Below are 14,161 nucleotides of genomic sequence, written 5' to 3'. Positions count from 1 at the left end.
ATAACTCAGGAGGAACAACGATGGGAATCGGACGCGGTGCCCTGCTTTGGCTACTAGGAGTACCTTTGCCAATCATCCTTTTGCTCGTTCTGTTTTGGCATAATTGAAAGATGGCCGAAGCAAACGCTGCTTCGGCCATCTTTCAATCCGCACGATTAGTTCCAGATCAACGGAAAGTCTGAGTCTGCTATTAACGCAACCCCGCAGCTTGGCTGGTGTTTGGCCTGACACGAATGCGCGCCATCATGCCGCCGTCCTCATGTTCGAGAATATGGCAGTGATAGACGAAATCTCCGGCGACCGCGAAAGGAATATCCACCGTGACCGGATGCGCCGTACACGCGCCTTTGCGCCAGTCATCGACACTTGCACAAATACCGTCAGCATGTGTCAGCGGCACACTGTCAAGCAGCACACCCTGACCAGAGATCGTGCTCGGCAGACTGGTCTGATCGAGTTCGGCGGCAGACAAAGCGCGGAATCTGACTTGATGCATGTGGAAATTGTGGTCTTCGCCTGCGAGGTTGACGAGTTGCCAACGCTCCGTGACCGGCGCGTTGCCTGCTCCCAACGGCAAGCACACGGTCGGACGCATTGGATCGAAAGACTTTACATCCATGAATGTGCCTGGCACCGGGACATTGTGTTCATCAAGCTCTTCATATCCCAGTCCGAATGCATCCGGATTATCAGTCGGCGCGTTGAAAAAGATCCGGCGTTTGTGATTTTTCGGCAATGTCTTGCAGGTTGGATCCTCGCCAACCGCGACATTGGCGGAGATCAAGTCCGAGGCAAGCGCGCGAGGCACCATCAGACCCGCGGCACCGCCATTGACGCTCAGTGCGGCGGGAGCTTTGGCTTTCGCCGCCGGGCTTTCAAACAGCACGGTGCCGAGATCGACCGCCGGCCAAGTGTCGCCGTCAGGTCCAGTGACGAATCCAGCGGTGCGAAAGATTGCTTGCGCACCAGGTGGCGGCGTGGTCAAGGCCCCCGTGGCATCGCGATAAGCGACTCTGATTTCCGCCCGCGTGCTTGGCATCATGAGAAGGCGTTTGGTGCAGAGCGGTTGAACGCCGGATTTGCTGTCGGATGCTGCGGTGACGCCCGGACAGGGTAGCGGACTCACTTTGTTGCCGATGATCTGCGCCATCGCCTGCGATGAAAGTCCGGCTTCGGGACTGATGCCAACGCCATCGATCGAAAGCACTTGAACGATCATGTCCTGCTGTTGCGCAGGATTCCAGAGTCGCAGATCATATGTAATACTGGCAGACGCATTGGTGATGCGCCAGATTTCACCGCCCGCCGCCGTCATCGGGATATTGGGAAATTGTTGCCCGTTGATGGTAAAGAACCAGCGCCCACCCGTGTAATTGCCGCCCTCATCGCCGCTATGATCCTGGCCTGGGCAATACCCCTGCCCCAATGGGCCGGCGAGCGAGATTTCATTAGGCGGCAGGCAAAAGTCGGGATCCTCTTGATCCTTGAGCGTGCCATCCGCCAAAACCTGCGTGTCTTTCAGGATGATATGGCGGACCCCGATCGTCTTGGAGAAAGTCGCGCAGCCCGCATCGTTACAAAGATAATCTTTGGTATTCCCAATGGTAATAATGCCCGCCATGCCCGCCGTGACTTGATTGAGCGCGATCCCATGCGCATGGGGATGGAACCAGTAAAGTCCCGAGGGATGATGCGCTGGTATTTTGATGGAATAGTCGGTCGAATCGAAGGCAACCACGCCATGAATGTGCGGGCTCACAATAGGAGCACCATTGGCCGAATTGAACGTTAGCACGAAAACATTGTCGCCATAGGTTGGATCGGACTTTGATGGATAATGCGGCGACACGATCAAACCGTGTGTATGGATGTTCGTTGGATTGAGAGCCAGGAACGCTTCGTCGGGGTCTTGCGCGTGATCGGAGTCAGTGATCAGCGGCAGCTTGTTCACGAGATGAATTTTCAGCGTGTCGCCTTGCGAGAGTTGCAAGCGGGTGCCGCCATAAAGATTGGGCGAACCGGCCACGGCCGGGCAATCATTTGCTCCATTGTGAGGATTGAGGCAAATGTCATAAACCCAGCCTGTCGGGTTCAACGGTGAGAGAGACGGAATCGTAGCCGCCTTGGCGACGAGCAGAATATCGAGCACGCCTTTCTTGCTTTGCAGCGTGACCGGCTCTTGAAGGTCAACCGCGCCCGCCGCGCCCGCGGAAAATAAGAAAGCGAAAGCAGCCAGCACCTGACGCAAGCGCTCCGAAGCTGGGACTTCCATGCCATCCTCCAATTCACGTGAGTAACACGATAATATCGTGTGCAATGGTGGAGGCTTGATGGAAAAGCAAGAATTATAAAGTAGAATTGGAATAGTTTAAAAGTATAATACGCGTTTTACTTAAGACTCAATCTAATCTGCACTCGAAACCGCTCTAGCGGCATTGCCGCGCTGGCGAAAAAAATCTGAACAGCCCAAAGCCCCCCTCCGCAATCACAACGGAATGTTGCCGTGCTTCTTCCAGGGGTTTTGCAGGGCCTTGTTGCGCAGCATGGTGAGCGCGCGGATGACGCGCTTGCGGGTTTCATGCGGCATGATGATATCGTCGATATAGAAGCGCTCCGCCGCCACGAAAGGCGTTAAAAAGCGCTCTTCATATTCGCGCGTGCGTTCGGCGATTTTGTCCGTGTCGCCGATGTCGGAGCGGAAGATGATCTCGACCGCGCCCTTGGCGCCCATCACCGCGATGCCAGCGCCCGGCCATGCGAAATTCACGTCGCCGCGCAAATGCTTCGAGGCCATGACGTCATAGGCGCCGCCAAACGCTTTGCGGGTGATGACCGTGACCTTCGGGACCGTCGCCTCGCCATAGGCATAGAGCAGTTTGGCGCCATGCTTGATGAGGCCGCCATATTCCTGCTCGGTGCCTGGGAGAAAGCCCGGCACATCGACGAAGGTCACGATCGGGATGTTGAAGCAATCGCAGAACCGCACGAAACGGGCCGCCTTGCGCGAGGCGGCACTGTCGAGCGTGCCCGCGAGCACCATCGGCTGATTGGCGACGAACCCCGCCGTGCGGCCACCGAGGCGCCCGAAGCCGGTCACGATATTGCGCGCATGAGCCTCTTGGATCTCGAAGAAATCGCCCTCGTCCACCGTCTTGGCGATGAGTTCCTTGATGTCATAGGGTTTTGTTTGATCGTCCGGCGCCAAACTGTCGAGCGAGGCCTCGCACCGCTCCGGGTCATCGAAACTTGGCCACTCCGGTATTTCGCTCGTGTTGGACGAAGGTAGAAAATCGATGAGCCGTCGCATTTGCAGCAAGGCCTCGACGTCAGTGTCATAGGCGCCGTCGGCTATCGAACTTTTGACCGTATGAACGGAAGTGCCGCCGAGATCCTCGGCGCTGACGATTTCATTCGTCACTGCCCGGACAACATCGGGACCGGTGACGAACATGTAGCTCGTGTCCTTGACCATGAAGATGAAGTCGGTCAATGCGGGCGAGTACACATCGCCGCCCGCGCACGGACCCATGATAAGAGAGATCTGCGGGATCACTCCGGATGCGAGGACATTGCGCTGAAAAACCTCGCCATAACCGGCGAGTGCCGCGACGCCTTCCTGAATGCGGGCGCCCCCGGAGTCAAAAAGCCCGATGAGCGGCGCCCGGTTTTTCAGCGCCATATCCTGCAGGCTGGCAATTTTTTGCGCGTGCGTTTCGGAAAGCGAACCGCCGAAGACGGTGAAATCCTTGGCGAACACGAAGACGCCACGCCCATTGACGGTACCCCAACCGATGACGACGCCATCGCCCGGGACGCGGCGCTTATCCATGCCAAAATCACGTGCGCGATGTTCGACGAACATCCCGAATTCCTCAAACGAACCTTCGTCGATGAGAAGAGCGATGCGCTCCCGCGCACTGAGTTTGCCGCGCCGGTGCTGCGCCTCGATCCGCTCCGTACCGCCACCTTCGAGGGCGCGCGCACGGCGGGCGGCAAGCCGCTCGAAAATAGGCTTCATTGCGTTCACCAAAGCTTGTGATGCGTTCGCTTGCGTATTGGCTTGAGAGAAAGCAAGAGAAACACGTCACCCGAAAAACATGCGAAAGAGAAGTTACATGATCGCCAAGACCCCAGGTTTCGTCAACGGCGTCCCGCGTGTCTTGTTACAGGTGGAGGGATTTGCCGTCGCTCTCGCCTCGATCGTGGCTTCCAGCTGGAGCGGCGCATCCTGGTGGCTCTTCGCGGCATTCATTCTCGCTCCTGACCTTTCGATCCTTTGCTATCTCGCCGGGCCGCGCATCGGCGCGATCGCTTATAATACTGTTCATGTTTATTTGGGGCCGGTCATTCTCTTCGGTGCGGCGACGGCACTGGCTATGCCGACGGGGATTGCTCTTGCGCTTATCTGGAGCGCCCACATCGGGATTGATCGCATGGTTGGCTATGGCCTCAAATATGGGGATGGTTTCACCTTCACCCACCTTGGCCAAATCGGGCGGCAAGCGCAGGGTTAGACGCCGCTCTGGACATCTTGCCAGAGAATGGCCGCCGCATTCATCTCGCACCAGCGTGAAGCCCGGCGCCGCATGGCCTCAGTATCCTCGCCCCAAGTCCGGATCTCAAAATCCTCGTCAACATGCGCGGCCTGCCAAGCTTCTGCGGGCTCGAGTTCGCCATATGCGACGGCAAGTGCAAGCAAGGCGGAACCAGTGAGTGTCGTCATCACATGCAGCGCGGCAAGCGCAAAGGGTGCTCCGGCGCCGCTCTCCGCTATCCTCCCGATGGCATGCCTCACCGCCGTGATTGCGGCCTCTGACTGTTTGACGAACACCATGCCTTGGGTACAGATGAAAGGGGCAGAGAGCTTATTCCTCGCGAAAGCGAGAACCGGGTCCCAAGCGGCGGCCTGTGCGATGGCAAGCGCTTCCGGCTCGGCCGCACGGTAACAAATAAGATCCGATCCGGCGTATTTGGCAATTTCCGCCGCCGTCGCATCAAGCCGGTGCGCGACACCGTCGATCGCGGAATTGACGATGCGCGTCAAGGGCATTTCGGCTGGATCGATAATTTCACCCGCCGCCGACCACTCCGCCGCGACAGCCAGCGCCGCGGCCATGGTAGGCAACGCCAATGGATGGCCGCCTGGAGTTTTGGCGGCGCGGCCATCGAGAAGCAGGACGAATTTACCATCGCGTTCTTGCGCAATGGCTTCCTTGAAGAAACGCCTCGGGAGTGCCTTCTTGAGATCGCGCCGGGCCATGGCGATGGGATCGGCCGCCTTGCTGACCAGGGACGGATCAGACTCTTTGCTAGGCGGTGGCGCTTCCCGCATCGGTTTGCTTTTTTCTGGGCTTCCGTTTCACGGAAAGCTTGGGGATCGGATCAGATTCCCTGGAAATATAGAGTTTAATCGTCTTGAAGAAAACAGTTCCCCTTCAAGCGGATGATCCTGCCATGCCTCAACGCGGCGTACGCATCCATCGGATGTCCAAATCGCGGACTTTCTTGCGCAATGTGTTGCGGTTGAGACCCAACAGTTCGGCCGCCTTGATCTGATTGCCGCGTGTGGCGGCGAGCGCCGCTGAAATCACCGGATATTCGATCTCGCGCAGGATCCGGTGGTAGAGACCGGGAGGGGGCAGATTTGCTCCATGGGCATGGAAAAGCTCGGAGAGATGCCGTTCCATCGCGCCTGCAAGTGTTTGATACTTCTCTGGCTCAGGTGAGCGAGCGTTTCCCGCCGCTGGCGCCGCCGAATAGCCGGACGCAAGCTCTGGCGCATCGACATTCAGTTCCATGTCGACCAATTGTGCCGTGATCGACTCTTGTGGATAAAGAGCGGCAAGCCGGCGGGTCAGATTTTCAAGTTCCCTGATATTGCCAGGCCAGCGATAGCGCCTGAGGCGCTCCAAAGCCTCGGGTTCGATACGCTTCAAAGGCAAGCCCTCGGCGGCGGCGAGCACGAAGAAATGTTGCGCGAGATCGGCGATGTCCTCGAGGCGTTCACGCAACGGAGGCAGTCGCAAGGGTACAACATTCAACCGGAAAAACAGATCCTCGCGGAACAGGCCTTGGCGGATCTGGCCACCCAAATCTTTGTTCGTCGCGGCGATGATCCGCACATTTGTCTTGATGGGGGTGCGGCCGCCGACCGTTGTATATTCCCCTTGTTGCAGCACCCGCAAAAGTCTCGTCTGCGCTTCCATCGGCATGTCGCCGATTTCATCCAAAAACAGCGTGCCTCCCTCGGCCTGTTCAAAGCGGCCGGCGGACCGCTGAGCGGCACCGGTGAAAGCCCCTTTTTCATGTCCGAACAATTCGCTCTCGATAAGATCGCGGGGGATCGCTGCCATGTTGATCGCGACAAAGGGACCTTTTTTCCGTTTGCCGTAGTCGTGCAGCGCCCGCGCGACAAGCTCCTTGCCGGTGCCGGATTCGCCGCTAATCATGATCGTGAGATCGGTCTGCATCAGGCGCGCCAAGGCGCGATAGATTTCTTGCATGGCCGGGGAACGGCCAACAAGCGGCATCCCATCCAATTCGGCATCGGGCGCGGCACGGACGCGATTTTTGGGCTCGGACATCGCCCGGCCGACAATCGACACCAGCTCCCGCAAATCGAAGGGTTTTGGCAAATAATCATAAGCGCCGCGCTCGGAGGCCTTGATCGCGGTCATGAAGGTATTTTGCGCGCTCATGACGATGATCGGCAGGTCCGGCCGGATTTTCTTCATCTTCGGCAGGAGCTCGAAAGCATTTTCGTCCGGCATGACAACATCGGTAATCACGAGATCGCCTTCGCCCGATTGAACCCACCGCCACAGAGTTGCGGCGTTGCCGGTTGTCCGCACGTCATAGCCCGCACGCGACAAAGCCTGGCTGAGGACAGTCCGGATGGCCGTATCATCGTCAGCAATGAGAATATTGCCCGCCGCCATCACATTGCACCTTCCTGCCGGCAGGCAATTTGCTCGAACCCGCCGTATTCAAAATGAGGCGCGGCTTCCCCCGCCACGGCGGAAGTCCGCAGCTGTGGAAATCGGACTTTAGCCTTGACCGCGCTGCGTTCCCTGGCCGTCACGTGAGACAAAAATGGGCATGAGAACCCGGAACGTCGTGCGGCGGGGAGAGGATTCGCATTCTATAGTACCACCATGATCGCCAATTATCTTTGCTACCAAAGCAAGCCCTAGGCCAGTTCCGGTTGCCTTTGTCGTAACAAAGGGATCGTACAAATAAGGAACCAGCTCCGGTGCGACGCCGGGGCCGTTGTCGCGCACGCAAAATTCGAGCGGCAAGCTTACCGGCGCCTTATTGCCGGGGATTTGCAGACGGACGCCCGGCCGGAAAGCGCTCGTCAATTCGATGTCTCCGTCCTTGCGCGTTTCGCCGATCGACTCGGCGGCATTCTTGACCAAGTTCAAGAAAATCTGAATGAGTTGATCCTTGTTGCCAAACACCGGGGGAAGCGAAGGATCATAGCGTTCGTGAAACCGGATGTGGCGCGCAAACCCGGCCTGCGAGACTTTCTTGACGTGGTCGAGCACGGCATGAATGTTAATTTTTTCGTGTTGAACGGAGTGGATTTCGGAAAATGCGCTCATCCGGTCGACAAGCTTCACAATCCGGTCGGTCTCCTCGCAAATGAGCCGCGTGAGCGCGCGGTCTTCATCGGTTGCGTCGGTTTCAAGCAGTTGGGCGGCGCCGCGAATACCTGACAATGGGTTCTTCACTTCATGCGCCAGAACCGATGCCATCGCGGCGACCGAGCGTCCGGCACCGCGATGGGTGAGCTGGCGGTCGATTTTTGCCGAAAGGCCGCGCTCCTGCAGCATGATAACGACGCCATCGCTCGGCTCTTGTAACGGCGTTACAAAGATATCGACCAGCCTGTGGTCTCGGACTTTTGCCAAGCTTAATTCCACACGGTACTCGTTGATCGCGGCGCACCCGGATTTGACTTGTTCAACCAAGGACAAGAGGGGAGATCCCGCCGAGACGAGATGAGCGAGCCTGAGATGCCGGAGGGATGTCCGGCTCATGCCGAAAAAGGCCTCGGCCGCCGGATTGGCGCTGGCTATCGAACCGTCCGGCAGCACGGCGATCACGGGATGCGGCAAGGCGTTTAAAAGCTTGACTGCGTGCGTACCAGGATTTCCGCCTGCCGCCAGCGCCGAACTTGGGGAAGAAAATGACGAGGTAAAAGCCGCACTCATGCCGCCTCCGTCAACAAAGGAGAATCGAAGAGTTGGACGATGACCGACCGGATTGCGGTTGGGCAATCGAGTTTGACCAGACTCTGGCCCAGCATGGCGCTGTCGCGGACCCCTGCCCTTTCGGCGTAGGCGGCCAGGTGCTTGCGCGCGTGCCGAACACCCCGCCCCGCACCCAACATTTCGAGCAAACTCTCAAAATGCTCGAGCACCGCATGTTTGCGCGCTGCAAGGGGAATTTCTGACCGAACTTGGCCATGCGCCAGAAAATGCGCGACCTCGCCAACGAACCACGGTCGCCCGATCGCGGCACGGCCGATCATCACGGCATCGGCGCCGGATTGCGCCAGCATCGAAGCGGCGTCCGCGAGGCTCGCGCAATCGCCATTCGCGGCCACCGGTATCGAAACTGCTTTCTTGACCTCGCCGATCGCCGCCCAGTTTGCCCGGCCCGAATAAAGCTGGCAACGCGTACGGCCATGGACACTGAGCATGGCGATCCCCTCAGCCTCCGCCAACCTCGCGAGTTCGGGCGCATTGACCGATTGATCATCCCAGCCAAGCCGCATTTTCAATGTCACCGGGACGCGCACGGCCGCGATGGTGGCGCGAATAAGCGCCACCGCCAGCGGGAGGTCGCGCATCAAATGAGACCCGGCATAGCCGTTCGTGACTTTTTTAGCGGGGCAGCCCATGTTGATGTCAATGATCGCAGCCCCAGAATCCTGTGCGAGCCGCGCCGCTTCCGCCATAACATAAGGATCGCAGCCAGCGATCTGAACAACATGGAGGCCGCAGCCGTCTCCGGCGGCTTTCATCAGATTGGCGGCATCCCCGCGGGAGAAGTAATTTGCCGCGATCATCTCGGTGACGGTAAGCGCGGCTCCAAACCGGTGCGCGAGCCGCCGCATGCCGATGTCCGTCACCCCTGCCATGGGTGCCAAAAACGCGCGCCCAGGAAGCTCGGCGCCGCCGATCTGGAGCGCTCCGCGTCCACAATTGCCTAAATAGTTGGCACCACTGATCATGCTTACATTATAATCATATTGTGCGATGCGGCAACGAGGAAATTGCTCATTCTGTCGTCAAAGCGGGAAAAATTGACGCCGGCCGTAAAACGCAAGAGGAAGAGGTTTCGTCCCCGCATCGGAGGTCATTGGGCGTTCATGAATACAAGATCGGATTTTGCGATTATCGTCGTCGCGGCGGGGAGAGGTTCGCGCGCGGGAGACGGAATTCCCAAGCAATATAGAAAACTGGCGGGCAAACCACTGCTGGGGCATACATTGGACGCATTAATGCGGGCGGCGCCCGGCGCCGCAATTATCCCCGTCATCCACAAGGATGATCTCGACCTTTATGAAAGCAGCGCGGCCAGTTCTCAGGCACCCTCCCAGCTTCGCCGCCCCGTCTTTGGCGGGGCCACAAGGCAGGCGAGTGTCCGCTTAGGGCTGGAAGCGGCTGCCGGGCAAGTGCCTGAGCCAGAACTCATTCTTATTCATGATGCTGCGCGGTTATTCGTAAGTGATACATTAGTTACCAGCGCGGTCGCCGCTGCAAAATCCTACGGTGCCGCCGTTCCAGGCGCGACGGTTTCCGATACAATTAAGGAGATCGACGCGGAGGGCTTTGTCACAGCAACGCCGCCAAGACGAGGGTTGCGGGCGGTGCAGACACCGCAAGCTTTCCGTTTCGAACTCATACTTGCCGCCCACCGGGCCGCCGCAGCCAAGGGGATCTTGGATCTGACCGACGATGCCGCCGTCGCCGAATGGGCGGGCCATCGCGTCCATGTCTTCGCCGGCGAGGACGCGAACATGAAGGTGACAACCATGCAGGATCTGCGCACGGCCGAAATGCAGCTGCTTCGCGGCCTCGTCGATATCAGAACCGGGCAAGGCTATGATGTGCACGCATTTGGGCCTGGCGATCATGTCTGGCTGGGAGGCTTAAAAATAGCGCATGACCATGGACTTGTCGGCCACTCCGACGCCGATGTCTTAAGCCATGCGATCACCGATGCCTTGCTGGGCGCCTTGGCGGAGGGCGATATTGGCAGCCATTTCCCGCCGAGCGATCCGCAATGGCGCGGGGCGGCCTCCAAGATTTTTCTCGCGGCCGCGGCCGTCAAGGTTCGCGCGCGGGGCGGCGCCATTGCGCATATCGACGCCACGGTCGTCTGCGAACGGCCAAAGCTCGGACCGCACCGCGACGAAATCCGCGCCAGCATCGCGAGGATTGTCGATATTCCGCTCGAGCGGGTCGCCATCAAGGCGACTACGTCCGAGCGCTTGGGATTTACCGGCCGCGAGGAGGGAATCGCATCGCTTGCGATCGCCACCATCCGGCTGCCGCTTTAAGCGCGCGGGGCACCGGTTTGAGCGCTGGCGGATTATCTGAAAGCAATCGAATTCCGCGAATGCGAAATCATTAAGCTCCGCTGCTCGGGTGTATTTATCCAAGCCCCGATCGGTACATAATCACTGACTTTGACGAGGCGGACGTCACAGTCCAAATTGCGAAAATGCGAGAGCGGTGTTTTCGCGACAAAAGCATATTTGTAAATGTTCGGCCAGAATGGCGCTCTCGTATAGTTGAACTTGTTGGTCATATCGAATTGCGGCACAAACATTTGCTTAAGCTTGTCAGACGCCAGTCCGAGACATAAGGAAAATGAGCTATGGGCGACGGCCAAATGTCTCGCACTCATAATCGTACTGATATCAGCTTGCAGGTCGGATGTTTGAATCCTGATCTCTGGGCGGAGCCTTTTTAATTCATTGATACACGGATTTTTGAAATCATCCTGTGTAACAACAACAATATCTTTAAACTCAAATTTATCTATGATCTCCAAATAAAAGCTCAAGGGAGGCTGAATATAGCCTTTGTGAAGCTTTGTTAAATCCTCCCAAAAAGCATCTCCTGATCTCATATGGATCACCAAAGTATCATCCTTGATGAGATCATCGTCGCGATGAGGAATGACCGGAAAGAGATCCTGTCTCAGCACCCGCCGGTAATCCGCCATATCGGGAGACAGCGGTAGGATGTCGAACCGCCAGAACATTCGCCTAAAAAACCCATATTCCGGGAGAGGAGTTTCTGGCTCAGTGAGTAAGTCAAGAATGACTGTTGAAGGGGTAGACGGAAAATACGGTCTTTGCTCTGATACCGGTTTGATCTCATGCAGATTATATTTCTGCCCAACCTTCAAAAACTGATGCGCAGGCACATGGAGGGTAAAACCAAACCGTTTTGCGAGATATTCAGCTTGTGCCAATTGTATAATATTGTTCGCGAGACCACCGAACCAAACTGAAATGAAAATATGCTTCTTGATTGGCGTATAACTTAAAACGCCAAGCTTTAGGATGCGCAAGAGTGCCATCGATGAAGCGTAGATTATTAAAATGACCCACTTCAGTTTGTTCATTTGGTGCTCTCCGTACGAGATCGTCACGCGATTGACATCTCATTATTGCCTTGCAATTCGACCGCGCGCTCTCTGCACTTTGGCCTTCCGCAGAGTATTTCATGAGAAACGCCAGCTGAGCGGGATATCCCATATATCGCTCGATTGGCCACGCTCATGCAGAGTGTATGCCGCTGCATCCTACCGTAATCTTCTCTGATCAATCTGACCGGAAGACACGGACACGCCCGGCCGTCCCGTCAAGGACGCGCGGACCAGCGTGGCGATGTCTCGGTCCCGCGCGGCGGCGAAAACCGATTTTGGAACTCTCTGTTGAACCATTCGGAGCTGGAGCCTAAATCCAAATCATGTCGCGTGTGCAAAAAAACGGATCAAGCCCAGGCGGAACAGCGAGCAGCGTTGCCGGCATCGCGGACGCACAAGCCGAAACCTTAGCCACAAACCAGACAGATGGGTGTTCCGGTTTCGATCAAGCCTCCGTGAACGGCGATGACGACAGCCAGATTCTGCATGGCCCGGCAGTCATCCGGCAATTTTGGGAACATGCGCCGGCCGGCCCTGGCGTCTACCGGATGATCGGCGCCGGACACGAAGTTCTCTATGTCGGCAAAGCAAAAAATGTCCGCAAGCGGATCGCCAGCTACATGCGGGCGTCCGGCCAAACCACCCGCATCGCCCGGATGATCGGCCTTACCGTCTCGATGGTGTTCGTCTCGACCGCAACCGAGACAGAGGCGCTGCTGCTTGAGATCAACCTCATCAAGCAACTGAAGCCGCGTTTCAATGTGTTGTTGCGCGACGACAAGTCCTTTCCCTATATTCTGCTCACCGGCGATCACGCCGCGCCGCAAATTACCAAGCATCGGGGCGCGCGCAATCAAAAAGGCGACTATTTTGGCCCCTTCGCCAGCGTCTTGGCGGTCAATCGCACGTTGAACGCCTTGCAACGCGCCTTCCTGTTGCGGTCCTGCTCGGATAGTTTTTACGCCAATCGCACCCGTCCCTGTTTGCTCTATCAAATCAGGCGCTGCTCGGCGCCTTGCACCGGAGAAATCGCGCTGGCGGAATATGAGAACCTCGTGCGCGAGGCGCGCGATTTTCTGTCGGGCAAAAGCCGGACTGTCCGCGAGCGTCTTGCGGCGGAAATGACGGAGGCCGCGAACCTCATGGAATTCGAGCGCGCCGCCCGGTTGCGGGACCGGATCGCGGCGCTCTCCGCCATTCAGGGCGCCCAGGGGATCAATCCAAAGACCGTCGAAGAGGCGGATGTGTTCGCCATCGCCGAGCAAGCCGGGCAGTTTTGTGTGGAGGTTTTTTTCTTCCGGACGTTTCAGAACTGGGGCAATCGCGCCTATTTTCCACGCGCCGACAAAAGTCTCTCGCCGGGCGAGGTCCTGGATGCCTTTGTCGCGCAATTTTATGCAGATACTCCACCGCCGCGTCTTATTCTGCTATCCCATGACATCGAAAATCGCGCGATCCTCGAAGAGGCCCTGCGCGAGCGCGCCCGCCGCGCCATTGAAATTGCCGTTCCTCGAAAAGGAGAAAAAAAGGATCTCGTGGAACAGGCCGGGCAAAATGCCCGCGCCGCGTTGGGACGCAAATTGTCGGAAACCGCGTCCCAGGCACATCTCCTCGCCGCGCTTGGCAGCGCTTTCGGATTAAGCGGGGCGCCGCGGCGAATCGAAGTCTATGACAATTCGCATATCATGGGCACGAACGCAGTCGGCGCGATGATTGTCGCGGGCGCGGACGGCTTCATGAAAATGCATTATCGCACGTTTAATATCAAAAGCCTCGATCTCACCCCGGGCGACGATTACGCCATGATGCGTGAGGTTTTGCGGCGGCGCTTTGCCCGGCTCCTGAAGGACGAAGCCGCGATGCCAGAGGTGAACGAGGTGCTAACCGGCGCAAATGGCGAGGCTGCACGTGAAATGACGCCCACCGATGAGGCGCCGTTTCCGGATCGTCCGGACCTGATTCTGATCGACGGCGGCAAAGGCCAATTCGAGGCGGCACGGGCGATTTTGAAGGAGCTTGGCGTTACAGGCGTGGCCGTCGCCTCCATCGCCAAGGGGGTTGACCGCAACGCGGGACGCGAGAGTTTCTTTGTCGAGGACAAGGAGCCGTTCAAGCTGTCGCCGCGCGATCCCGCCCTTTATTTCGTGCAGCGGCTGCGCGACGAAGCGCATCGGTTCGCGATCGGAACCCACCGGGCGCGCCGCAAAAAGGAGTTCACCCAAAGCCCGCTTGACGAAATCCCAGGCATCGGCCCAGCGCGCAAACGTGCCTTGCTCCATGCTTTCGGCACCGCCAAGGCGATTTCCCGGGCCGCTTTGCCGGACTTTGAGAAAGTTCCGGGAATAAATGCCGCGACGGCGCGGCGGGTCTATGATTTTTTTCACGAACGTGGCAGATAATGCTGGCCTTGTGCGTTATAGGCGCGCCCGGTATGACAGCATGAAAAGCCTTGTTGAGATTTGATGCAGCCTCCGAGAAGGTGCTTTCC

The 14,161-nt window shown here is 57.8% G+C and carries 10 protein-coding genes; 3 read left to right on the top strand and 7 right to left on the bottom strand.

Annotation, left to right across the window (positions count from 1 at the left end; all coding sequences use genetic code 11):
- Positions 1-190: 190 nt before the first annotated feature.
- A complete protein-coding gene (locus tag QEV83_RS19200) occupies positions 191-2,272 on the bottom strand; it encodes a multicopper oxidase domain-containing protein (protein WP_280129242.1) in 2,082 nt (693 codons plus the stop codon).
- Between the two features lie 213 nt (positions 2,273-2,485).
- A complete protein-coding gene (locus tag QEV83_RS19195; RefSeq protein ID WP_280129241.1) occupies positions 2,486-4,018 on the bottom strand; it encodes an acyl-CoA carboxylase subunit beta in 1,533 nt (510 codons plus the stop codon).
- A 97-nt stretch (positions 4,019-4,115) separates the two neighbouring features.
- Between QEV83_RS19195 and QEV83_RS19190 the strand changes: the two genes are divergently transcribed.
- Positions 4,116-4,514, top strand: a complete 399-nt coding sequence (locus QEV83_RS19190) for a DUF4260 domain-containing protein (protein ID WP_280129240.1) — start codon at positions 4,116-4,118, stop codon at positions 4,512-4,514.
- Here the strand turns inward: QEV83_RS19190 and QEV83_RS19185 are convergent.
- The 4 genes from QEV83_RS19185 to dusB form a co-directional block, all read right to left on the bottom strand.
- Positions 4,511-5,332: an ATP12 family protein gene (locus QEV83_RS19185; RefSeq protein ID WP_280129239.1), complete on the bottom strand. Its 822-nt coding sequence runs from the start codon at positions 5,330-5,332 to the stop codon at positions 4,511-4,513. The genes QEV83_RS19190 and QEV83_RS19185 overlap by 4 nt on opposite strands.
- A gap of 127 nt (positions 5,333-5,459) precedes the next feature.
- Entirely contained in the window at positions 5,460-6,938 is a 1,479-nt protein-coding gene (gene ntrC / locus QEV83_RS19180; protein ID WP_280129238.1) for a nitrogen regulation protein NR(I), read from the bottom strand.
- A gap of 108 nt (positions 6,939-7,046) precedes the next feature.
- Positions 7,047-8,216 (bottom strand): ATP-binding protein, encoded by a 1,170-nt coding sequence (locus QEV83_RS19175; protein WP_280129237.1) that lies wholly within the window; start codon positions 8,214-8,216, stop codon positions 7,047-7,049.
- A complete protein-coding gene (gene dusB / locus QEV83_RS19170; protein WP_280129236.1) occupies positions 8,213-9,241 on the bottom strand; it encodes a tRNA dihydrouridine synthase DusB in 1,029 nt (342 codons plus the stop codon). The genes QEV83_RS19175 and dusB overlap by 4 nt, the downstream gene beginning before the upstream one ends.
- Before the next feature lie 138 nt (positions 9,242-9,379).
- On the opposite strand from dusB, the gene QEV83_RS19165 reads away from it, so the two are divergent.
- Positions 9,380-10,573, top strand: a complete 1,194-nt coding sequence (locus QEV83_RS19165) for a bifunctional 2-C-methyl-D-erythritol 4-phosphate cytidylyltransferase/2-C-methyl-D-erythritol 2,4-cyclodiphosphate synthase (protein ID WP_280129235.1) — start codon at positions 9,380-9,382, stop codon at positions 10,571-10,573.
- Between the two features lie 32 nt (positions 10,574-10,605).
- On the opposite strand, the gene QEV83_RS19160 is transcribed toward QEV83_RS19165, so the two are convergent.
- A complete protein-coding gene (locus QEV83_RS19160) occupies positions 10,606-11,649 on the bottom strand; it encodes a hypothetical protein (protein WP_280129234.1) in 1,044 nt (347 codons plus the stop codon).
- 347 nt (positions 11,650-11,996) lie between these two features.
- Here QEV83_RS19160 and uvrC point away from each other — a divergent pair, with 347 nt between their 5' ends.
- Positions 11,997-14,072, top strand: a complete 2,076-nt coding sequence (uvrC, locus tag QEV83_RS19155) for an excinuclease ABC subunit UvrC (RefSeq protein ID WP_280129233.1) — start codon at positions 11,997-11,999, stop codon at positions 14,070-14,072.
- Positions 14,073-14,161 lie beyond the last annotated feature (89 nt).

The organism is Methylocapsa sp. D3K7 (genome assembly GCF_029855125.1).
Taxonomy (GTDB): domain Bacteria; phylum Pseudomonadota; class Alphaproteobacteria; order Rhizobiales; family Beijerinckiaceae; genus Methylocapsa.
The sequence above is the reverse complement of the archived record's forward strand: the minus strand, read 5'-3'. Positions and strand labels throughout refer to the sequence as shown.

Bases quoted from the DNA above. Each gene is read 5' to 3' on its own strand.
- ntrC (WP_280129238.1), bottom strand. From the start codon at position 6,938: ATGGCGGCGGGCAATATTCTCATTGCTGACGATGATACGGCCATCCGG.
- QEV83_RS19175 (WP_280129237.1), bottom strand. From the start codon at position 8,216: ATGAGTGCGGCTTTTACCTCGTCATTTTCTTCCCCAAGTTCGGCGCTG.
- QEV83_RS19200 (WP_280129242.1), bottom strand. From the start codon at position 2,272: ATGGAAGTCCCAGCTTCGGAGCGCTTGCGTCAGGTGCTGGCTGCTTTC.
- uvrC (WP_280129233.1), top strand. From the start codon at position 11,997: ATGTCGCGTGTGCAAAAAAACGGATCAAGCCCAGGCGGAACAGCGAGC.
- QEV83_RS19160 (WP_280129234.1), bottom strand. From the start codon at position 11,649: ATGAACAAACTGAAGTGGGTCATTTTAATAATCTACGCTTCATCGATG.
- QEV83_RS19195 (WP_280129241.1), bottom strand. From the start codon at position 4,018: ATGAAGCCTATTTTCGAGCGGCTTGCCGCCCGCCGTGCGCGCGCCCTC.
- dusB (WP_280129236.1), bottom strand. From the start codon at position 9,241: ATGATCAGTGGTGCCAACTATTTAGGCAATTGTGGACGCGGAGCGCTC.
- QEV83_RS19190 (WP_280129240.1), top strand. From the start codon at position 4,116: ATGATCGCCAAGACCCCAGGTTTCGTCAACGGCGTCCCGCGTGTCTTG.
- QEV83_RS19185 (WP_280129239.1), bottom strand. From the start codon at position 5,332: ATGCGGGAAGCGCCACCGCCTAGCAAAGAGTCTGATCCGTCCCTGGTC.
- QEV83_RS19165 (WP_280129235.1), top strand. From the start codon at position 9,380: ATGAATACAAGATCGGATTTTGCGATTATCGTCGTCGCGGCGGGGAGA.